General features: G+C 54.6%; 16 protein-coding genes. 9 read left to right on the top strand and 7 right to left on the bottom strand.

The genetic code is table 11. The annotated features are described in order from the left end of the window. Positions 1-11 precede the first annotated feature (11 nt). Complete coding sequence (rcsB, locus tag FN082_RS16660) at positions 12-662, top strand: response regulator transcription factor RcsB (RefSeq protein WP_004103995.1); 651 nt, start codon at positions 12-14, stop codon at positions 660-662. A gap of 42 nt (positions 663-704) precedes the next feature. Here the strand turns inward: rcsB and rcsC are convergent, their stop codons facing one another. Both rcsC and gyrA read right to left on the bottom strand, forming a co-directional pair. Beyond that, the gene (gene rcsC / locus FN082_RS16655; protein ID WP_142981948.1) at positions 705-3,551 is read right to left on the bottom strand and encodes a two-component system sensor histidine kinase RcsC; all 2,847 of its coding nucleotides are present in this window, start codon (positions 3,549-3,551) and stop codon (positions 705-707) included. A gap of 129 nt (positions 3,552-3,680) precedes the next feature. Further along, positions 3,681-6,314, bottom strand: coding sequence for a DNA topoisomerase (ATP-hydrolyzing) subunit A (gene gyrA / locus FN082_RS16650; RefSeq protein WP_142461986.1), 2,634 nt, complete (start codon positions 6,312-6,314; stop codon positions 3,681-3,683). Between the two features lie 184 nt (positions 6,315-6,498). Between gyrA and ubiG the strand changes: the two genes are divergently transcribed. The 4 genes from ubiG to yfaE all read left to right on the top strand — a co-directional run bounded on the left by ubiG (position 6,499) and on the right by yfaE (position 11,344). Further along, entirely contained in the window at positions 6,499-7,227 is a 729-nt protein-coding gene (gene ubiG / locus FN082_RS16645) for a bifunctional 2-polyprenyl-6-hydroxyphenol methylase/3-demethylubiquinol 3-O-methyltransferase UbiG (protein ID WP_139539118.1), read from the top strand. Between the two features lie 344 nt (positions 7,228-7,571). Further along, positions 7,572-9,857 carry a class 1a ribonucleoside-diphosphate reductase subunit alpha gene (gene nrdA / locus FN082_RS16640; protein ID WP_139539119.1) on the top strand — a complete coding sequence of 762 codons (2,286 nt, stop codon included), beginning with the start codon at positions 7,572-7,574 and terminating at the stop codon, positions 9,855-9,857. Positions 9,858-9,959: 102 nt separating this feature from the next. After that, positions 9,960-11,090, top strand: a complete 1,131-nt coding sequence (gene nrdB, locus FN082_RS16635; protein ID WP_112213027.1) for a class Ia ribonucleoside-diphosphate reductase subunit beta — start codon at positions 9,960-9,962, stop codon at positions 11,088-11,090. Then, positions 11,090-11,344: a class I ribonucleotide reductase maintenance protein YfaE gene (yfaE, locus tag FN082_RS16630; protein ID WP_002913017.1), complete on the top strand. Its 255-nt coding sequence runs from the start codon at positions 11,090-11,092 to the stop codon at positions 11,342-11,344. Before nrdB ends, yfaE begins: the two co-directional genes overlap by 1 nt. A 210-nt stretch (positions 11,345-11,554) precedes the next feature. On the opposite strand, the gene FN082_RS16625 is transcribed toward yfaE, so the two are convergent. Continuing rightward, positions 11,555-12,745: an MFS transporter gene (locus FN082_RS16625; protein WP_142981947.1), complete on the bottom strand. Its 1,191-nt coding sequence runs from the start codon at positions 12,743-12,745 to the stop codon at positions 11,555-11,557. A 184-nt stretch (positions 12,746-12,929) separates the two neighbouring features. Here FN082_RS16625 and FN082_RS16620 point away from each other — a divergent pair, with 184 nt between their 5' ends. From FN082_RS16620 to glpC, 4 genes are all read left to right on the top strand, one after another. Further along, complete coding sequence (locus FN082_RS16620; RefSeq protein ID WP_142981946.1) at positions 12,930-13,808, top strand: LysR family transcriptional regulator; 879 nt, start codon at positions 12,930-12,932, stop codon at positions 13,806-13,808. Positions 13,809-13,928: 120 nt separating this feature from the next. After that, positions 13,929-15,554, top strand: coding sequence for an anaerobic glycerol-3-phosphate dehydrogenase subunit A (glpA, locus tag FN082_RS16615; RefSeq protein WP_142981945.1), 1,626 nt, complete (start codon positions 13,929-13,931; stop codon positions 15,552-15,554). After that, entirely contained in the window at positions 15,544-16,803 is a 1,260-nt protein-coding gene (gene glpB / locus FN082_RS16610) for a glycerol-3-phosphate dehydrogenase subunit GlpB (protein ID WP_142981944.1), read from the top strand. Before glpA ends, glpB begins: the two co-directional genes overlap by 11 nt. Next, entirely contained in the window at positions 16,800-17,978 is a 1,179-nt protein-coding gene (gene glpC, locus FN082_RS16605) for an anaerobic glycerol-3-phosphate dehydrogenase subunit GlpC (RefSeq protein WP_139539124.1), read from the top strand. The genes glpB and glpC overlap by 4 nt, the downstream gene beginning before the upstream one ends. Before the next feature lie 23 nt (positions 17,979-18,001). On the opposite strand, the gene yfaU is transcribed toward glpC, so the two are convergent. Genes yfaU through FN082_RS16585 form a run of 4 tightly spaced genes read right to left on the bottom strand, consistent with a single transcriptional unit; the run spans position 18,002 to position 22,165 of the window. Next, positions 18,002-18,805: a 2-keto-3-deoxy-L-rhamnonate aldolase gene (yfaU, locus tag FN082_RS16600; RefSeq protein ID WP_142981943.1), complete on the bottom strand. Its 804-nt coding sequence runs from the start codon at positions 18,803-18,805 to the stop codon at positions 18,002-18,004. A 14-nt stretch (positions 18,806-18,819) separates the two neighbouring features. Further along, the gene (locus FN082_RS16595; protein ID WP_139539126.1) at positions 18,820-20,109 is read right to left on the bottom strand and encodes an MFS transporter; all 1,290 of its coding nucleotides are present in this window, start codon (positions 20,107-20,109) and stop codon (positions 18,820-18,822) included. A gap of 53 nt (positions 20,110-20,162) precedes the next feature. Then, positions 20,163-21,368, bottom strand: coding sequence for an L-rhamnonate dehydratase (gene rhmD, locus FN082_RS16590; protein ID WP_139539127.1), 1,206 nt, complete (start codon positions 21,366-21,368; stop codon positions 20,163-20,165). A 14-nt stretch (positions 21,369-21,382) separates the two neighbouring features. Then, positions 21,383-22,165 (bottom strand): IclR family transcriptional regulator, encoded by a 783-nt coding sequence (locus FN082_RS16585; protein WP_139539128.1) that lies wholly within the window; start codon positions 22,163-22,165, stop codon positions 21,383-21,385. Between the last annotated feature and the right edge of the window lie 137 nt (positions 22,166-22,302).

Genomic DNA, 22,302 nt, shown 5'->3' with positions numbered 1-22,302 from the left:
TAGCCTAATACATGAACAATATGAACGTAATTATTGCCGATGACCATCCGATCGTACTGTTCGGTATTCGTAAGTCACTTGAGCAAATTGAGTGGGTGAACGTTGTTGGCGAGTTTGAAGACTCCACGGCATTAATCAACAATCTGCCTAAACTGGACGCACACGTCCTGATTACCGATTTATCCATGCCCGGCGATAAATACGGCGATGGCATTACGCTTATCAAATACATTAAGCGTCATTTCCCGGATCTGTCGATCATTGTGCTAACGATGAATAATAACCCGGCGATCCTGAGCGCGGTACTGGATCTGGATATCGAAGGGATCGTCCTGAAACAGGGCGCGCCGACCGATCTGCCAAAAGCGCTGGCCGCGCTGCAAAAAGGCAAAAAATTCACCCCGGAAAGCGTTTCTCGTCTGCTGGAAAAAATCAGCGCCGGTGGTTACGGTGACAAACGCCTGTCGCCGAAAGAGAGTGAAGTATTGCGTCTGTTTGCCGAAGGCTTCCTGGTCACCGAGATTGCCAAAAAGCTCAACCGCAGTATCAAAACCATCAGTAGCCAGAAAAAATCGGCAATGATGAAGCTTGGCGTAGAAAATGATATCGCCCTGCTGAACTATCTCTCTTCCGTTTCTCTGAGTTCAACGGACAAAGACTAACGCCCCTCTTCCCGGATAGCAGATGCCATCCGGGAAAATCCTTTACTCCCTTCCTTTACGCACCCGTGCGGCGTAAACCGTCAAAGTCTGCTTAATAACATCCAGAGTGACGGGCTTGGAGAGGCAGCTATCCATTCCTGATTCAAGGCAACGCTGTTTCTCTTCCGCCAGCGCGTTGGCTGTCACCCCGATGACCGGCAACGTAAGCCCCAGCTGGCGAATGCGCTGGGTCAGGCGATAACCATCCATATTTGGCATGTTGACGTCGCTGAGCACAATATCAATATGCTGTTTGCTCAGGACATTCAGCGCATCGACCCCATCATTAGCCGTCACGCACTGATAGCCCAGAGATCCAAGCTGATCGGCCAGCAGGCGTCGGTTAATCGGATGATCGTCAACCACCAGAATCATCATGTCATCATTGCTGGCGGTTTGCGTATCCGGCGCGGATAGCGCAGGCCCATTTTCCGCATTAGCCACGGCAATATGGAAGATGCGTCCCAGCAGCGGCAGTAGCTCATGCGGCGTCGCCACGCTATGCAGCCACTCGCCAGGCGCACGCTCCTGCGCAATACCGATATGCCGACGACAGAAGATAATGGAAGCCACGCCGGACCAGGCAGCCTGCGTCTCGCTGTCGGTCAGCAGAATATCTTCCGATCCGGGCTCCTGCCCTTCAAAACGACGAACCGGGATGCCATGGAATTTCAGCAGAGACTCGACAAACAGAGCCAGCGAGCTGTTATCAATCGCCAGCCAGCAGCATTTTTCAGACAAGCCATTGATAATCGGCGGCAGCGTATTTTGTACGCCATAAAGCGGTATGCGAATAGTAAACCGACTGCCCATACCGGGTTCGGTTTCAACGGCAATATCGCCATCCATCATGCTGATAAGCTTCTCACAAATTGCCAGGCCGAGCCCGGTTCCCTGGAAGTTACGCTGCACGCCGGTACCGACCTGGAAGAACGGGTCAAACAGGCGTACGACCTCTTTCGCCGGGATGCCCTCGCCAGTATCGCGTACGCTGATCTGCAAATAGTCGCCTGCCCGTTCTACATGCAGGACGATACAACCGGTGTCGGTAAACTTAATCGCATTGCTCAACAGGTTTGAAATAACCTGCTGCAGGCGCATCGGGTCGCCGGACATCAGCTGAGGTACGTCAGGTTCAATAAAGCAGTACAATCCAAGCTGTTTACGCACCACCAACGGTAGATAGTTGGCGGAAATATGGTTCATCACTTCGCGCGGCGAAAATTCCCGCGGCTCAATTTTGAGCTGTTCAGACTCTATTTTTGAAAAATCGAGGATATCGCTAATGATTTTCAGCAGCAGGCTGGAGGAGTTGTTCATCGCCGTCACCAGACGGTCAACGCCCTTAGGCAACTCTTTGGTCTGCAATAAATCGAGGTTGCCGATAATTCCGTACAGTGGCGTACGCAATTCGTGGCTGACGGTGGCAAGGAACATGGATTTCGACTGACTGGCCTGCTCAGCGGCCTGGGCCATCTCCTGCAGCGACTCCTCCATCTTGACGCGCGCCGACACATCCACCAGTACGCAAATCGCCACGTTCTCATTACGGTAGCGCGAGTGCACAAAGCTGATTTGCAGGTTAGTATTATTGCTGGTCAGCACATCAACAAAATTCACCTGCTGACCGCAGATAATCTGCGTCAATCGCTGCCTGTCCTCATGCGTCAGCATGTTGAGATAGTTATGCGCCAGCTCGTTACTCAGGATATTAGTGCCGTCGAGCGTACGTAAAATACAGATACCTACCGGCGCAGAGGCGACGATTTTTCGGTTGAACTGCTCATGCTCTTCCAGCCGCTGAGCGTCATTCTCTGCCGGAATAAAGATGCGCCGTTCATACATCCGGGCAAGAGCAAAAAGGATCACCCCGGTTAGCAGATTGAGCACCACGGCGTTCAGTATCAACATCCGGATGCGTTCCAGTACCTGATCCACCGAGACCGAATACACAATGCTCAAGGAAGACGGCGACAAACTTTTTTTCATCGCCAGTTCACGAAAACCTGAGGTATAGCCAAACCATAGCCGCTCCTGCATCCACTTCGCGTCAGGCTTTATATTGCCGTCCGACCCGGCGAGGGAAATAAGCGATTGACCATTTTCATCAAGGATGGTCACGTTCATGGGCAGGCTACCCGGGGTAAAGAAACTTTCCATTCGGATAGTTTGCTCAACCCCAAGCATCGCCTGCAGACGATTAGCCACATAGATTGGGGTCAGCGCATAAAAATAGCCGACGCCGGGACGCACGCCCTGGCTTATCCAGAATAGATTGTTACCGCGCTCGTTTTGCGGCGCATCGCGATACTGTTCAATGCGCTGATGCAGAACTTTTAACGCCTGATCTCGTTCCAGCGGAATATCACGCAGGCCGAAATTGGCCATACACAGATTATCGCTGCCGATCAAAAAGATACGATTGAGGTCGTAGGCCGTAGAGAAATTATCGCGCCAGTAGCGCATAAACCACGCCAACGACTGTAGCGAATTACGCCAAGTGGTACTCATCAGCGCGCAGTCAGAATCCGGGTAGAGCGGTTCAAAATTAGGGATAGCAATCTCGCCGCGCTGGGCTGGCGTATCGCCGCCCTCACTGCCATCCATTGGCCGGTTACCCGCGACGTATTTCAGCTCTTTAATCACATCGGCCGTGCGCTGAATGTAGCGCTGCGCCTGATCGGCGTTAAGGTTAAATTCCTGACGAATTTCCGATTCCCGATCGTGCAGAGCATTAACAATGTAAAACACTGAGACAAAAGCGATCAGCATCCACAGCAGTACCGCCAGCGCTCTGAACAGGTAGCGTGAAACTTTTAACGTGGTATGGAAAGATGCTAGATATTTCAAGGTGGCGATGCTCGGCCGTCAGGACTCAACAGAATGGCGTTAAGGTAACGATAAAACAACACTCCCGCAACGGAAAACAAAAAGGGCCGGGGATAACCCCGACCCTTTCAGAACAATTACCGTAGAAGATTACTCTTCATCTTCGGCGATGTCGTCGTCAGTATCCGCTTCCGGCGCAATATCATCATCGCCTTCCGCCGCGCTACCGTCGATAGCATCCAGCTCTTCGTCATCCACCGGCTCAGCCACGCGCTGCAGGCCAACCACGTTTTCATCTTCCGCAGTACGGATAAGGATAACGCCCTGAGTGTTACGCCCCACAATACTGACTTCAGAAACGCGGGTGCGCACCAGCGTACCGGCATCAGTGATCATCATAATCTGATCGCAATCATCTACCTGCACTGCGCCCACCACGGAGCCGTTGCGTTCGGTGACTTTGATAGAGATAACGCCCTGAGTCGCACGCGACTTGGTTGGATACTCTTCAGCTGCGGTGCGTTTGCCGTAACCATTCTGCGTGACGGTCAGGATTGCCCCTTCGCCGCGTGGAATGATCAGAGAAACAACTTTGTCCTCGCCAGCCAGCTTGATACCGCGTACGCCGGTAGCAGTACGGCCCATCGCGCGGACCGCGTCTTCTTTAAAGCGCACAACTTTACCGGCAGCAGAGAACAGCATAACTTCGTCCTGACCGGAGGTCAGATCGACGCCAATCAGCTCGTCGCCTTCGTTGAGGTTAACCGCAATAATACCGGCTGAACGCGGACGGCTGAACTCGGTCAGCGCCGTTTTCTTCACGGTACCGCTGGCGGTAGCCATAAAGACGTTCACGCCCTCTTCGTACTCGCGAACCGGCAGAATCGCCGTGATACGCTCGTCGGCTTCCAGCGGCAGCAGATTGACGATCGGACGACCGCGCGCGCCGCGGCTGGCTTCCGGCAGTTGATAAACTTTCATCCAGTACAGACGACCGCGGCTGGAGAAGCAGAGGATCGTGTCGTGGGTGTTGGCCACCAGCAGGCGGTCGATAAAGTCTTCTTCTTTAATACGTGCAGCTGACTTGCCTTTACCGCCACGACGCTGAGCTTCGTAATCGGTAAGCGGCTGATACTTCACGTAGCCCTGGTGAGACAGCGTCACAACAACATCTTCCTGGTTGATCAGGTCTTCGATGTTGATATCAGCGCTGTTGGCGGTGATTTCCGTACGACGCGCGTCGCCAAACTGTTCACGGACCAGCTCCAGCTCTTCGCGAATCACTTCCATCAGACGATCGGCACTGCCCAGAATGTGCAGCAGTTCAGCAATCTGTTCCAGCAGCTCTTTGTATTCGTCGAGCAGTTTTTCATGCTCAAGGCCAGTCAGTTTCTGCAAACGCAGATCCAGAATCGCCTGCGCCTGCTGTTCGGTCAGGTAGTACTGACCGTCGCGTACGCCGAATTCAGGCTCCAGCCACTCAGGACGCGCGGCATCATCACCCGCGCGTTCCAGCATGGCGGAAACGTTGCCCAGATCCCATGAACGAGCGATCAAGCCTGCTTTCGCTTCCGCCGGGGTCGGCGCGCGGCGAATCAGTTCAATAATCGGGTCGATGTTGGCCAGGGCAATCGCCAGCGCTTCAAGGATGTGCGCACGATCGCGGGCTTTACGCAGTTCGAAAATGGTACGACGGGTCACCACTTCACGGCGGTGGCGTACGAACGCCGCAATAATTTCTTTCAGGTTCATAATCTTCGGCTGACCATGGTGCAAAGCAACCATGTTGATACCGAAGGAGACCTGCAGCTGAGTCTGTGAATAAAGGTTGTTAAGAACAACTTCACCCACGGCATCGCGCTTAACTTCGATCACGATGCGCATACCGTCTTTATCAGACTCATCGCGCAGCGCGCTGATGCCTTCCACGCGTTTATCTTTAACCAGCTCGGCGATTTTCTCGATCAGGCGCGCTTTGTTCACCTGATACGGAATTTCATGCACGATGATGGTTTCGCGACCGGTTTTCGCGTCAGCTTCCACTTCCGCGCGAGCGCGAATGTACACTTTACCGCGACCGGTACGATAGGCTTCTTCAATGCCACGACGACCGTTAATGATTGCGGCGGTCGGGAAGTCCGGGCCCGGAATGTGTTCCATCAGCCCTTCAATGCTGATGTCTTCGTTATCAACATAGGCCAGACAGCCATTGATGACTTCGGTCAGGTTGTGCGGCGGAATGTTGGTCGCCATCCCGACCGCGATACCGGACGAACCGTTCACTAACAGGTTCGGGATTTTGGTCGGCATGACGTCAGGGATCTTCTCCGTGCCGTCATAGTTATCGACGAAATCCACCGTCTCTTTTTCCAGGTCGGCCATCAGCTCGTGGGCGATTTTCGACATACGGATTTCCGTATAACGCATCGCTGCGGCGGAGTCGCCGTCAACCGAACCAAAGTTACCCTGGCCATCTACCAGCATGTAGCGCAAGGAGAATGGCTGTGCCATACGGACAATGGTGTCATAGACGGCAGTATCACCATGAGGGTGGTATTTACCGATGACGTCACCAACGACACGGGCAGATTTTTTATAGGCTTTGTTCCAGTCATTGCCCAATACGTTCATGGCGTATAGTACGCGACGGTGTACCGGCTTCAGGCCATCTCGGACGTCCGGCAGCGCACGGCCAACAATGACCGACATCGCATAATCCAGATACGAGCTCTTCAGCTCTTCCTCAATGTTGACCGGTGTAATTTCTCTCGCAAGGTCGCTCATCTAACCGCTATCCCTCTACTGTATCCCGGATTCAAAGGTCGCAAATTATAACACAGCCGCGGTGATACGGGTAAACCTATACCCAATGAATTTCGCGCCGTGACAGGGACAGGTATAGACGGTTTATTCATCGCGGAGGCCTGATATACTTGCCGGTCTGAACTGAACAGGAGTAATAGCGCCCATGAATGCCGAAAAACCGTCGGTGTCCCACAACGTTGACCATAATGAAATCGCTAAATTTGAAGCCGTCGCATCGCGCTGGTGGGATTTAGAGGGTGAGTTCAAGCCATTGCATCGCATTAATCCTTTGCGTCTTGGCTATATTGCGGAGCGCTCAGGCGGCCTGTTTGGTAAGAAAGTGCTGGATGTCGGCTGCGGCGGCGGCATCCTGGCAGAAAGCATGGCCCGGGAAGGGGCCACGGTCACCGGTCTGGATATGGGGTTCGAACCGCTGCAGGTGGCAAAATTGCATGCCCTGGAGAGCGGTATTCAGGTCGACTATGTCCAGGAAACCGTTGAAGAGCACGCAGCGAAGCATGCCCAACAGTACGACGTCGTCACCTGTATGGAGATGCTGGAGCACGTCCCGGACCCGCAGTCGGTGGTCCACGCCTGCGCGCGGCTGGTGAAACCCGGCGGACAGGTCTTCTTCTCTACGATTAACCGCAACGGTAAAGCGTGGCTGATGGCGGTCGTGGGTGCCGAATACGTGATGAAGATGGTGCCGAAGGGAACTCATGACGTGAAGAAATTCATTAAACCCGCGGAGCTGATTGGCTGGGTTGATCAGACTATTCTGAAAGAGCAGCATATTACTGGCCTGCATTACAATCCCCTGACCAACACCTTCAAGCTGGCTCCGGGCGTTGATGTTAACTACATGTTGCATACCAGCGCAAAAAGCGCATAGCGTCAGCCGTTTTTCTTATGGTAATTGCGCGGCATCAAGCCGCGTGATTTTGTCTTCCGATGAAGAAATCAGCACTCGATCAAATTTTCATTTTTTTTTCTGATTTATTGACATCTTCTCCAGGCCTTATGTGGCGTGGACTTAGCGATTATTACCCTTCCGCAACCTCAATTTAACGTCAAAATCAACTCTTGTACTCAAAAGAATCCTTACTAGAATACTCACCATATAGCGTTTCTTTTATCGACAACCCCCTACATATAGTATTTATCCACAGAGTTAGTCACAACGGCCATCTGTGGATAAGTGGGGGATATTTTCTTTCACGGACAGGTATAACCCACATGAATCAGAGTCTGCTGGTGACAAAGCGCGACGGTAGCACCGAGCGCATCAATCTCGACAAAATCCACCGCGTGCTGGATTGGGCGGCAGAAGGACTGAATAACGTATCCATCTCCCAGGTAGAACTGCGTTCTCACATCCAGTTCTATGACGGCATCAAAACGGCCGACATTCACGAAACCATTATCAAAGCCGCTGCGGATCTTATTTCCCGCGATGCGCCGGATTATCAGTATCTCGCCGCCCGTCTGGCGATTTTCCATCTGCGTAAAAAGGCCTATGGCCAGTTTGAGCCGCCGGCGCTGTTCGATCACGTCACGAAGATGGTGAAAAACGGCAAATACGATACTCATCTGCTGGAAGACTACACGGAAGAAGAGTTCAAGCAGATGGATTCGTTCATCGAGCACGATCGCGACATGACCTTCTCCTACGCGGCGGTTAAGCAGCTGGAAGGGAAATATCTGGTGCAGAACCGCGTGACCGGTGAGATCTACGAAAGCGCCCAGTTCCTGTACATTCTGGTTGCCGCCTGCCTGTTCTCTAACTACCCGCGCGAGACGCGTCTGGACTATATCAAGCGTTTCTATGACGCGGTGTCCACCTTTAAGATCTCGCTGCCAACGCCGATCATGTCCGGCGTGCGCACCCCAACTCGCCAGTTCAGCTCCTGCGTCCTGATTGAGTGCGGTGACAGCCTGGATTCCATCAATGCCACCTCCAGCGCGATTGTGAAATACGTTTCCCAGCGTGCCGGTATCGGCATCAATGCCGGTCGTATCCGCGCGCTGGGTAGCCCGATTCGCGGCGGTGAAGCGTTCCACACCGGCTGTATTCCGTTCTACAAACACTTCCAGACCGCAGTGAAGTCCTGCTCGCAGGGCGGCGTGCGCGGCGGTGCGGCGACTCTCTTCTACCCGATGTGGCATCTGGAAGTTGAAAGCCTGCTGGTGCTGAAAAATAACCGTGGTACCGACGCTAACCGCGTTCGTCACATGGACTACGGCGTACAGATCAACAAGCTGATGTACACCCGTCTGCTGAAAGGTGGAGATATCACCCTGTTCAGCCCGTCCGACGTTCCGGGCCTGTACGATGCGTTCTTCGCCGATCAGGACGAGTTCGAGCGTCTGTACACTCAATATGAGCAGGATGACAGCATCCGCAAACAGCGTATTAAAGCGGTTGAACTGTTCTCGCTGATGATGCAGGAACGCGCCTCTACCGGCCGTATCTACATTCAGAACGTTGACCACTGCAATACCCATAGCCCGTTTGATCCGGTTGTCGCACCGGTGCGCCAGTCCAACCTGTGCCTGGAAATCGCTCTGCCGACCAAGCCGCTGGACGATGTTAACGATGAAAACGGTGAAATTGCGCTGTGTACCCTGTCCGCTTTCAACCTCGGGGTTATCGATAGCCTTGATGAGCTGGAAGACCTGGCGGTACTGGCGGTTCGCGCTCTGGACGCCCTGCTCGATTACCAGGACTACCCGATCCCAGCCGCTAAACGCGGCGCGATGGGTCGTCGTACTCTGGGTATTGGCGTGATTAACTTCGCCTACTATCTGGCGAAGCACGGTAAACGCTACTCCGACGGCAGTGCCAACAACCTGACGCATAAAACGTTCGAAGCCATTCAGTACTACCTGCTGAAAGCTTCTAACGAGCTGGCTATCGAGCAAGGCGCGTGCCCATGGTTTAACGAAACCACCTATGCGAAAGGCATTCTGCCGATCGATACCTACAAAAAAGACCTGGATGCTATCGTCAGCGAATCCCTGCATTACGACTGGGAAAGCCTGCGCGAATCAATCAAAACCCACGGTCTGCGTAACTCCACGCTCTCCGCGCTGATGCCGTCCGAGACCTCTTCACAGATCTCTAACGCCACCAACGGGATTGAGCCGCCGCGCGGTCACGTCAGCATCAAAGCGTCGAAAGACGGTATCCTGCGTCAGGTGGTTCCGGATTACGAAAAACTGCAAAACGGCTACGAACTACTATGGGAAATGCCGAACAACGACGGCTATTTACAGCTGGTGGGCATTATGCAGAAGTTTATCGACCAGTCGATTTCTGCCAATACCAATTATGACCCGACGCGTTTCCCGTCAGGAAAAGTGCCGATGCAGCAGTTGCTGAAAGACTTACTCAACGCCTATAAGTTCGGCGTCAAAACGCTGTACTATCACAACACCCGTGATGGCGCGGAGGATGCCCAGGACGATCTGGCTCCGTCCATCCAGGACGACGGCTGCGAAAGCGGCGCATGTAAGATCTAAGTTATTTTTGCCGGGTGGCGCTACGCTTACCCGGCCTACGGTTTTGTAGGCCCGGCAAACGAAGTACCGCCGGGCGATACAATCTCAACAGGACTCACTTCAATGGCATACACCACCTTTTCACAGACGAAAAATGACCAACTGCTTGAGCCGATGTTTTTTGGTCAGCCGGTGAACGTCGCCCGTTACGATCAGCAAAAATATGACATCTTCGAAAAGCTGATTGAAAAACAGCTCTCCTTCTTCTGGCGCCCGGAAGAAGTTGACGTTTCCCGTGACCGTATCGACTATCAGGCGCTACCGGAACACGAAAAACACATTTTTATCAGCAACCTGAAGTATCAAACGCTGCTGGACTCCATCCAGGGACGCAGTCCGAACGTCGCTCTGCTGCCGCTGATTTCGATTCCGGAACTGGAAACCTGGGTTGAAACCTGGGCGTTTTCCGAAACCATCCACTCGCGCTCCTACACCCATATCATCCGTAACATTGTTAACGATCCGGCAGTGGTGTTTGACGATATCGTCACCAACGAGCAGATTCAGAAACGCGCAGAAGGGATTTCCAGCTATTACGATGAATTGATCGAGCTAACCAGCTACTGGCATCTGCTGGGCGAAGGCACCCATAGCGTGAACGGCAAAACCATTACCGTAAACCTGCGCGAGCTGAAAAAGAAACTCTACCTGTGCCTGATGAGCGTGAACGCGCTGGAAGCCATCCGTTTTTACGTCAGCTTCGCCTGCTCATTCGCCTTTGCCGAGCGCAAGCTGATGGAAGGCAACGCCAAAATTATCCGCCTGATCGCCCGTGACGAAGCGCTGCACCTGACCGGCACTCAGCATATGCTGAATCTGCTGCGTTCTGGCGTCGACGACCCGGAAATGGCGGAGATCGCCGAAGAGTGCAAGCAGGAGTGCTATGACCTGTTCGTGCTGGCGGCGCAGCAGGAGAAAGAGTGGGCGGACTATCTGTTCCGCGACGGCTCGATGATCGGCCTGAACAAAGATATTCTCTGTCAGTATGTGGAGTACATCACCAATATCCGCATGCAGGCGGTCGGTCTCGATCTGCCGTTCCAGACTCGCTCCAACCCGATCCCATGGATCAACACCTGGCTGGTGTCCGACAACGTGCAGGTTGCGCCGCAGGAAGTAGAAGTCAGTTCTTACCTGGTCGGGCAGATCGATTCCGAAGTCGATGCCGACGATCTGAGCAACTTCCAGCTCTGATGAAACGCATTTTTTTGAAAATTTCTGACACTCGTCTTGAGTGTCAGGATGAACATCCCTCCCTGCTGGCAGCCCTGGAATCGCACAATATCGACGTGGAGTATCAGTGCCGCGAAGGCTACTGCGGCTCCTGCCGCACGCGGCTGGTTTCCGGTCAGGTTGACTGGCTGACCGAGCCGCTGGCGTTTATCCAGCCGGGAGAAATTTTGCCCTGCTGCTGCAGGGCAAAAGGGGATATTGAAATTGAGATGTAATGCTTAGAGCTTATCCCAACAGTCGTTATTGGCGCAGACAGTTTGGACCCGGACAGCGCGCAGAAACCGGAGCGTACATTTAGTACGTGAGGATGATTCGCTCCGCTCACCCTTCGGGCCGCCCTGAAGGGCGTTCAAAACTCGGTGAGTTTTGTCTGAGCACTGCCCGAGTCCAAAATGGCAAGTGAAATAGCTCTGGTGGGTAGGCTCTTAATGTACTTTGTGCGCGGAGACCAGCTTAACGTCACCGCGTTTTTTCATCTGCAGGATATACAGCGCTCCGGCAAGCACCACCAGCACCGCCCCCATAAGATAAATTGAACGATAGCCCACACCATCCACCATCAGGCCCATCACAAAAGCGCCCAGCGCCAGCCCCGCGTCCATCGCATTAAAAAACAGCGAGTTCGCAACGCCAATCTTGTGTGGCTCTACTGAACTGATGATTTGCGTCTGGAATATCGGCGTGACGGAGCCATAGCCAATACCGATCAGCGCCCCGGATAGCACCATCGTCACGCTACCGTGGGTGTAGCCCAATACCACCAGGCCGACAGTGAAAGCGAACAGACAGGGATAAACCACATACTTCGGTCCTTTGCTATCGCAAACGTTGCCGGTAAAAGCGCGGCAAATCATCAGGAACACCGCATAGCACAGCAGGAAATTACTCGCCGCCGCCATCAGATCCAATTCGCGAGCGTACAGGGCGAGAAATGCAGAAACGCCAGCGTAAGCAAAGGTCATAAAGAAGGTGACCATAGCAAACGGCATTGCCGCGCGATCGAACATAGCAGCAAAACCCAGTTTCGGTTTTGCACCGTTAGCGTGGAGGATCACCGGTGGTACAGCCACGATAATGGCAAGTACGATGCTGACAAGCGAGACGCCGGTACACAGCCAGAAAGCTCCAATATAGGCGCTATGCCGCGCCATATTCAGGCCGATCCATGGCCCCACCACCATCGCCAGCCCCATGGCCAATGAGAAAAAACTGATGCCCTCTCCACGTCGGGAGGCCGGTATTAACCGCGCAGAAATCGTCCCCTTTACCGTGGTTATCACGCCGAAGGTGATACCATGAAGCACGCGAACGAATAACAATGCTTCAATGGAATGACAAAGAGGATATATCGCGGTCACGACCAAAAAGGCCAGAGAAGAAAGCATCAGAACCGTTTTATTCGAATATTTCCCTACCCACTGCCCGGCAAACGGTCGAATAACAATCGCCGCGACCAGGAAACATGTCACCAGTAACCCTGCTTTATCGGCGGTGGCGTTTAATTTGTCGGAAATATAAATAGGGAGTAAGGTCAATTGCACATAAAAAACAAAAAATATAATAAAGCTAATGATCGTAATTGCCCAAAAATCTTTAGTCCATAATCTCTCTTTCATCGATAAGCACCCAGTTTATACGGCGCGCAGCATCACATTCATCATGAATATTTTATTCATAGATATATTATCAACACAGATGATTGCGTACGTTATTTTGTGATTAAGTCCGTAGAAAAATGATAGCCGAATGATATACATTAGTAAAATTAATCGTATTAATGACTTTAATTAGAATAAACTAATGACATTCACACAGATAAACGCCCTGCTTATGGTCCTGGAATGCGGTGGATTTACCGAGGCAGGAAAGCGCTTGTATATGACTCAATCGGCCGTTAGCCAGGCCATTTCGGCGCTGGAAGAGGAGCTAGGCGTTGTCATCCTGGTCCGCGAACGACGCAAAACCATCACATTAACAGCAGCAGGGGAACGTATCGTTTTCCACCTGCAGCGCCTGAGGCATGAGGTCAATGCGGTGAAGGAAATTGCCGAACAGGAAAAACAATCTCCGCTACGGTTACTGCGTATTGGCTGTTTTCCCAGTATTTGCGCCTGTATTCTGCCGCAGGTTGTGCGCTATTTCGAAAGCAACTATCCACAAATAAAAATCATTCCTCATGAAGCCAATAGCGCAGAAATCATTGACTCCTTGCAACAGGATAAAATTGATATCGGATTTGTTCATTCCCCAACCCCAGGTATGTACTCACTCCCGATCTACAAAGATAAGTTCACCGTAGTGGTGCCGGAAAATCACCCTTTTGCACAACGGAATTCGGTGAAACTTGAAGATCTTTTTAACGAACCTCTGATTACCAGCACCGGTCGTTATGAATTAAGCATTATGTCACTCTTTAAAGAGCACAATATTACGCCAGAGATTAAATATGAATTTAATCATCCAGCAACGGCCATTAGTTTTATTCGCCAGGGGCTGGGGATCGCGCTACTGCCTGAACTGACGCTTAAAGCGCTGGAACACCCTTTGCGTTCCGTGGCTCTTGAGCCGGCCTTTTACCGGCATATTTCACTCATTGCCAACCACCCTCCGGTGGCGGGCAGCCCCTTGCAAATACTCAGTGAATGCCTCCATCAACTGGTCGCAGAAGGCAAAATTTAAACCGATCTGCTGCACAAAACGGCAATAAAACTTTCGCTTTAAGTTCGAATATGCTCGATATCAAACAAAAATAAATAAATGCGTGCCTTAATGATGTAAAACGAACATCGGAGGCACGGAATGAACTCTGCCGGCTCAGACTTTGAGGTCATCATTATTGGCGGCGGCGCAACCGGAGCGGGGATCGCCCGCGACTGCGCGCTGCGCGGCCTGAAGGTCGCGTTGGTTGAGCGCTACGATATCGCTACCGGCGCAACCGGCCGCAACCACGGTCTGCTGCATAGCGGCGCACGTTATGCGGTAACCGACAGCGAATCGGCGCGGGAGTGCATTAGCGAAAACCGCATATTACGCCGTATTGCCCGCCACTGTATTGAGCCGACGAATGGACTCTTTATCACCCTACCGGAAGATGACCTGGCATATCAGCAAACTTTTATGACCGCCTGCCAGCAGGCCGGTATTGATGCTAATCCTTTAACACCTGCCGAGGCGCTGCGCATTGAGCCAGCGGTTAACCCGGCGCTGCTCGGCGCAGTGCAGGTTCCCGACGGCACCGTCGACCCCTTCCGCCTGACCGCCGCCAATATGCTGGATGCCCGCGAGCATGGTGCAACGATCTTCACCGGCTGCGAAGTCACCGCCCTGCTGCGCAATGGCGATACCGTCTGCGGTGTACAACTTTACAATCATGCGCAGCGCCAGGCGCAAACGCTACGCGCCAACGTGGTGGTCAACGCTGCCGGGATCTGGGGGCAGCGTATCGCCGAATATGCCGATCTGCGCGTTGCCATGTTTCCCGCTAAAGGCTCGCTACTGATCCTCGACCATCGCATTAATCAGCAGGTTATTAACCGCTGCCGCAAACCGGCCGATGCCGATATTCTGGTACCCGGCGATACCATCTCGCTGATTGGCACCACCTCGATGCATATCGCTTATGATGAGATTGACGACAACCGGGTCACTGCCGCCGAAGTGGATATTCTGCTGCGCGAAGGCGAAAAGCTGGCTCCTGTGCTGGGTCGTACCCGGGTACTGCGCGCCTACTCCGGCGTGCGCCCGCTAGTGGCGAGCGACGACGATCCGAGCGGGCGCAGCGTCAGCCGCGGCATCGTTCTGCTTGACCATGCCGAGCGTGATGGACTGAACGGCTTTATCACCATTACCGGCGGCAAACTGATGACCTATCGCCTGATGGCGGAATGGGCCACGGATGCGGTATGCCGCAAGCTCGGGAATAGCGTCTCCTGTACGACCGCCGATACGCCGCTGCCCGGTTCGCAGGAGCCGGCGGAAACCACGCTACGCAAAATTATCTCCTTACCTGCGCCGCTGCGCGGTTCGGCTATTTATCGCCACGGCGATCGCACGCCCGCCTGGCTTGGCGATAGCCGTCAGCATCGCAGCCTGGTCTGCGAATGCGAGGCGGTTACCGCTGGAGAGGTTCAGTACGCGGTCGAAAATCTGGCGGTGAAAGATCTACTCGATTTACGCCGCCGCACTCGCGTCGGCATGGGTACCTGCCAGGGCGAGCTTTGCGCCTGTCGCGCCGCCGGACTGCTCCAGCGCTTCAGCGTGACGACGTCCGCCCAGTCTCTCACTCAGCTGTCAGAATTCCTCAATGAACGCTGGAAAGGTGTACAGCCCGTCGCCTGGGGAGATGCGTTGCGCGAAAGCGAGTTTACCCGCTGGGTCTATCTCGGCCTGTGCGGGCTAGAAAAGGAGAACCAGGATGAAGTTTGATTGCGTGATTATCGGCGGCGGACTTGCCGGATTACTCTGCGGCCTGGCGCTAAACCAGCGCGGCCTGCGCTGCGTGATTGTCAGCCGTGGTCAAAGCGCCCTGCACTTCTCTTCCGCCTCGCTGGATTTACTCTCGGCGCTACCGAATGGTGAAACCGTCACCGATGTCGCTCACGGTATAGTGCAGCTAGCCCGCCAGCTTCCTGAGCATCCTTATGCCAGACTCGGCGTCGAACGGGTCATGGATTATGCCACTCAAACCCAGCAGCTGTTCGCCGCCTGCGGTATCACCATGCAGGGGGATGCCCGCCAGCCGCATCTGCGCGTAACGCCGCTGGGTACCTTACGCGCGGCCTGGCTTTCGCCACAGGAGATAGCCACCGCGCCGCTACCCGCCAGCGGCGTTTGCCTGGTCGGCATCAGCGGATTCGGCGACTTTCAGCCATATCTTGCCGCCGCGTCTCTACGCCAGCACGGCGTTAACGCCGAGGCGCAAGAGATCGATTTGCCTGTGCTTGATGTTTTGCGCGATAGCCCGTCCGAATTTCGCGCCGCTAATATCGCTCGTCTGCTGGACGATGAAACGTACTGGCCCGCGCTGCTCGCGGCGCTGCGTCCGCTGGCCCAGGGGCGTCATTTAATTATCATGCCCGCCTGCTTCGGACTCGCCGACGGGCGGCTATATCACTGGCTCCAGCAGCATCTGCCCTGCCCGCTACGCCTGCTGCCTACTCTGCCGCCATCGGTACCCGGCATGCGCCTACACGCCCAGCTACAGCGGCAGTTCGTCCGCAGCGGCGGCACCTGGCTTAACGGTGATGAAGTGGTCAATATCAGCCACCAGGATGGCCTTGTTAACGCAGTCTGGACGCGCAACCACGGCGATATCCCACTGCGCCCGCGCTTTACGGTGCTGGCCAGCGGCAGCTTTTTCAGCAATGGCCTGGTCGCCGAACGAAACGACGTCCGGGAGCCGATTCTTGGCCTCGACCTGCAGCAGACGCTGCCGCGCGAAAGCTGGTACCAGCAGGATTTTTTTGCCTCACAACCCTGGCAGCGTTTCGGCCTGAGAACGGATACGGCACTGCGCCCGCAGCTTCATGGGGAGACGCTGGAGAATCTGTTCGCCATCGGTTCTGTGCTCGGGGGTTTTGACGCCATCGCGCTGGGATGCGGCGGCGGCGTCTGCGCGGTGACGGCGTTACACGTTGCGCATCTCATCGGTGAACTTGCCGGAGGTGAGTTATGAACGATACGCGCTTTGAACACTGCATTAAATGCACCGTTTGCACCACAGCCTGCCCGGTCAGCCGGGTCAACCCGCGCTATCCGGGGCCAAAACAGGCCGGTCCGGACGGCGAACGCCTGCGACTGAAAGACGGCGCGCTCTACGATGAAGCCTTAAAATACTGCATCAACTGCAAACGCTGCGAGGTCGCCTGCCCTTCCGACGTCAAAATCGGCGATATTATTCAACGGGCGCGCATTCAATACGGTCGGCAAAAGCCTGGGCTGCGCGATACTCTCCTCAGCCATACCGACCTGATGGGCACCCTCTCCACGCCGTTTGCTCCGCTGGTCAACGCCGCCACCGGGCTGATGCCGGTGCGCCGGATTCTGGATGCCGCGCTGAAAATCGATCACCGCCGCGCGCTACCCAAATATGGCTTTGGCACCTTCCGTCGCGCTTATCGTCAGTTGGCTGTACGGCAGGCGCAGTACACCGAGCAGGTGGCGTTCTTCCACGGCTGCTATGTGAACTACAACCACCCACAGCTGGGTAAAGATCTTGTTCGGGTGCTTAACGCCATGGGAATCGGCGTTCAACTGCTCAGCAAAGAGAAGTGCTGCGGGGTGCCGCTGATTGCCAACGGTTTTTTTGCTAAAGCGCGTAAACAGGCGCTCAGCAACGTCAGCGCAATACGGGAAAACAACCTGCCGATTATCGCCACGTCATCAACCTGCACCTTTACCCTGCGCGATGAGTATCCGCACGTGCTCGATATCGATAACCACGACATTCGCGATCGGATAGAGCTGGCGACCCGCTGGCTGTGGCGTCAACTGGATACCGGACGGACGCTGACGCTAAAACCGCTGCCGTTGAAGGTGGTCTATCACACGCCTTGTCATATGGAGAAAATGGGCTGGTCGCTGTATACCCTTGAGCTATTGCGGCTCATCCCTGGGTTGCAGCTTGAGGTACTCGACTCTCAGTGCTGCGGTATTGCCGGAACCTACGGGTTTAAGTCGGAGAACTACGACTCATCGCAGGCAATTGGCGCGCCGCTATTTCGGCAAATTGAGGAGAGCGGCGCGGACATAGTGGTGACCGATTGCGAAACCTGCAAATGGCAGATTGAGATGTCCACCAGTAAACGCTGTGAACATCCCATTTCCCTGCTGGCGCAGGCGCTGGCCTGAAACCAGCGCCTGCAAAGGGGAGACTAATAGCTCCCCTTCCCCTCCGCCTGTTCGACTACCGGTTTGAACATCGCCAGCCGTTTATCCAGCGCGCTGGTATAGAGATTGGTATCAACGCCCACGGCAACAAAGTTCGCCCCCCACTCCAGCGTTTTATGCGCCATCTCCGGGTCGACGGCCAGGAATCCGGCGGCTTTTCCGGCTGCGCGAATGCGCCGAATGCTCTGTTCAATAATCCGCTGCACTTCAGGATGCCCGGCATTATCGGGGTATCCCAGCGAGGCCGATAAATCAGCGGGGCCGATAAAGACGCCGTCAATACCTTCCACTTCGAGGATCTCATCCAGATTATCGAGGGCCGTTTTACTTTCCATCTGAATCAACAGGCACAGCTCATCGTTGGCCTTCGCCATATAGTTCTCCACCCGTCCCCAGCGCGCGGCGCGGGCAACCCCGGCTCCGACGCCCCGGGTGCCTACCGGCGGATAACGGGTCGCCGAGACAATTTCCCGCGCCTGTTCGGCGGTATCGACCATCGGGATCAGCAACGTTCTGGCGCCAATATCCAGCACCTGTTTAATCAGGCTGCGATTGCCCTCCACCGGGCGAATCACCGGATGGCTGGCGTAGGGGGCAATAGCCTGCAGCTGGTGATAAAGATCCTGGACAGTATTGGGCGCGTGTTCGCCATCAATCAGCAGCCAGTCGTAGCCTGAGGTAGCGGCAATCTCAGCCATATAAGAAGAGGTTGAGCTCAGCCACAGGCCAATTTGCGCTTCCCCTTTCGATAATCCCGCTTTAAATGGGTTCGATAAAATTGCGTTCATAGTTCTCCCTTAAATTAATGCTGTACGCTGCCAGCCTGCGGCACCGTGCGATTAACGCGCAGTGAAAAAATAATAACAACTCCGACAATCGCCACGCAGGCGAGCGTCAATAATCCGGCGGAATTACTGGCAAAAATCGTTTCGGCCCGAACGCGAATAATGGGGGCCAGAAAACCGCCGATAGCACCGAACAAGTTGACGAAACCAATGCCAGCCGCCAGCGCCGTACCGGACAACAGCTGGGTCGGCATGGTCCAGAAAACCGGCTGTACGGCAATAACGCCAACGGCGGCCACGCACAGCGCGATGATCGCCAGCACCGGTGAAACCAGCCCGGAGACCGCAATGCCAATTGCCGCCGCCAGCAGGGTGAATGCCGCGATATTACGCCGCTCGCCGGTGCGGTCGGAGTAGCGGGGAATCAGCCAGGTACCGAACAGCGCCGCAACCCACGGAATCGCGGTCACAACGGAAGCGACAAACCCCACTTTGGTGCCCAGCAGCGCGGCGACCTGGGTCGGCAGGAAGAAAATCAGGCCGTAAACCGCGACCTGAATGGTCAGATAGATAATCGCCAGTTGCCAGACGCGGCCGTTGCGCAAAGCATCGGACAACCGTGAAGTGACCTTTTTCTGCTCTTCGCTGGCCAGCTCGCTGATTAACGCCTGTTTCTCGGCGGACGTCAGGAAACGCGCATTTTGCGGCGTATCGTCGAGCCAGAAGAAGGTGAAGAATCCCGCGCCGACGGCAAGCAGCCCTTCAATGATAAACATCCAGAACCAGCCGGGATGCCCCATAAATCCATGCATTTCCAGCAGCGCGCCGGATAAAGGCGAACCGAGCGTTAATGCCAACGGCGCTCCCATATAAAACAGCCCCATAATGCTGGCACGGTTTTGCTGTGGGAACCACTGGGAGGTCAGGTAGATCATGCCAGGGAAAAAGCCCGCTTCGGCGGCGCCAAGCAAGGTGCGCACCAGTAGAAATTTCGCTTCCGTATCTGCCCACGCCATCGCTGCAGACAGAACGCCCCACAGCAGCGTGGTGCAGCCAATCCATTTTCTCGCGCCGAATTTGCGCATCAGCAGGTTGGCGGGTACCCCGAGAAAGGCGTAGACCACAAAGAAAATCCCCGCCCCCAGCGCATAGGCTTCATTACTTAGCCCGGTATCCAGTTGGTAGGTCTCTTTGGCAAAGCCAATATTCGAGCGGTCAAGAAATGCCAGTACGTACAGCGCCAGCATAAAGGGGATCAAACGGGCGCGGTTTTTCTTCACCACGCTCTCAAGCAAGGTGTTGCTCATCGTAATATCCTCAAAAAATGGGCCGCACATCAGCGCTGTGCGGCACGACGGGATCAGTGGCTATAAGGACGTTTCAGGTTGCAGTCGCGGTTCAGCTCAACGCCGAAGCCCGGTTTGTCCAGAACGGTTTTATGAATGCGCCCGTTTTGCGGCACCGGTTCGCCGACCAGAATCGGGTCAAACTGCGGACGCATTGTTGAGCAGTCCGGGCTGGTCATCAGGAATTCGCTGAACGGTGTGTTGGTAAAGGTAATGACCGCGTGGTGCGAATAGACCGATGATCCGTGCGGGACCACCAGCTGACCGCGCGCTTTAGCAATGGCGGCAATCTCTACCAGCGTGGTCAAACCGCCGCACCAGCCCACGTCAGGCTGCATAATATCGATGCCGGTTTCCGACAGGGTACGGAATGATTGCAACGTGCCATGGTGCTCGCCGCTGGTGACCATCATCCCGGCTGGCGCGTTGCGTTTGAGTTCGCGATAACCTTCGTACTGCTGCGGCGGCAGACACTCTTCGATCCACTTAAGGTTGTGAGGCGCGCAGGCGTGAGCCAGCTTAGTGGCGTAGTTAACGTCCTGGCTCATCCAGCAGTCCAGCATCAGCCAGAAATCCGGACCGCATTTTTCGCGCATGTCAGCGACCATCGCCGCATCTTTGCGGATCCCCGCATCGCCATCGTGCGGCCCCCAGTGGGTTGGCATTTTGCCGCCAATAAAGCCCATCTCTTTCGCCAGGTCCGGACGCGCGCCGGTGGCATAGAACTGAATTTCATCGCGCACCGCGCCGCCCAGCAGTTTATACACCGGCAGGCCAACCACTTTACCGAACAGATCCCACAGCGCCAGATCGATACAGGAGATAGTGTTCATCACCAGGCCGCCGGAACCAGAGTAGTACATGGTCGCGTTGAGCATCTGGTCATGGATCAGTTTGATATCGCTGACGCACTTACCTTCGATAAAGCGATTCAGGTGTTTTTCAACGATAAAGCAGCCCATTTCGCCCGCCGTTGACACCGCAAACCCGGTCTGCCCGTTTTCCGCTTCAACTTCGACAATCAGCGTGCCCAGAACGTTGATACCAAACGACTGGCGAGACTGCTCATATTGTTTGTACTTGCTCATCGGCGTGGCGATGTGATCGTCAATCCAGTGGTTGGCTCCCTGGTCGTGATAATCGCCGCCGCCAGCGCCTTTCTCTGCGGTAGCGCCGCCGATAAACCAGGCGCGAACGTGTTTAATTTTCGGTAGGGTCATGATTCTTCTCCTTGCTATGAGGCTTGTTGTTCAAAGGGGCTCTTCCACCCCAACAGACGTGAAATATCTTTAGCGCAGGCAATCGCCTTACCGGCGAGGTAATCACGATTGTCTTCATTGATTTGCAGGCGCGTGCCCACTACTGAGATAGCAGCGGTCAGCTCGTTATTGGCGTTAAATACCGGTGCGGCGACGCAGCGAACGTCGGGATAATCTTCGCCGTTATCGAAGCTCCAGCCTCTGGCACGAATGCGTCTTAGCTCATCGTGAAGCTGCTGAGCATTGATGATGGTGGTCGGCGTGGCCCGCTCCCAGCGCAGTTCGCTGATAATCGCCTCCTGAACCCGCTCAGGCTGCCAGGCCAGCAGGCATTTACCGATACCGGAACGATAAAGCGATAAGCTCTTGCCTTCATGTGAACGCACGCTGATGGTGGCCGGAGATTCGACCTTCAGAATGTAATAGGCATTGCCGTTATCGATGATACCCAGGTGGCAGAGCAGTCCGCACTGATCCATCAGTTGCGTCAGGCGCGGGCGCGCCAGTTCGCGCAGGTCCATTTTGCTCAGCGCATGGCCGGCCAGTTCAACCAATTTGGTCCACAGGCAGTAGTTGTCCTGGTTATCCATGCTGAGGAAGCGCTGTTTTTTTAACTCCCCCAACAGCAGGTAGGCGGTGCTTTTCGGAATACCCAGTTCGTCAATAATGGTCGCCGCGCTGCAGGGGCCGATGCGAGCGATCAAATTAAGAATATCAATGGCGCGGGTTAGCGCCGGGACTTTACTTGATTCCAACATACTGGACTCCAATCCTGAATACTGGAATCAGTGTTGCGGTTGTGGGCGCTGAAAATTGTGAGCAACTTCAAATGACGACGTTATTCCAGCAAGGTGGACATGCAGAGGGGGAAAAGTGCGAGATGACGCACAGAATA

It is taken from the genome of Klebsiella spallanzanii (genome assembly GCF_902158555.1).
In the GTDB taxonomy this organism is placed as follows: Bacteria; Pseudomonadota; Gammaproteobacteria; order Enterobacterales; family Enterobacteriaceae; genus Klebsiella; species Klebsiella spallanzanii.
This window is presented reverse-complemented; position numbering and strand designations above follow the sequence as displayed.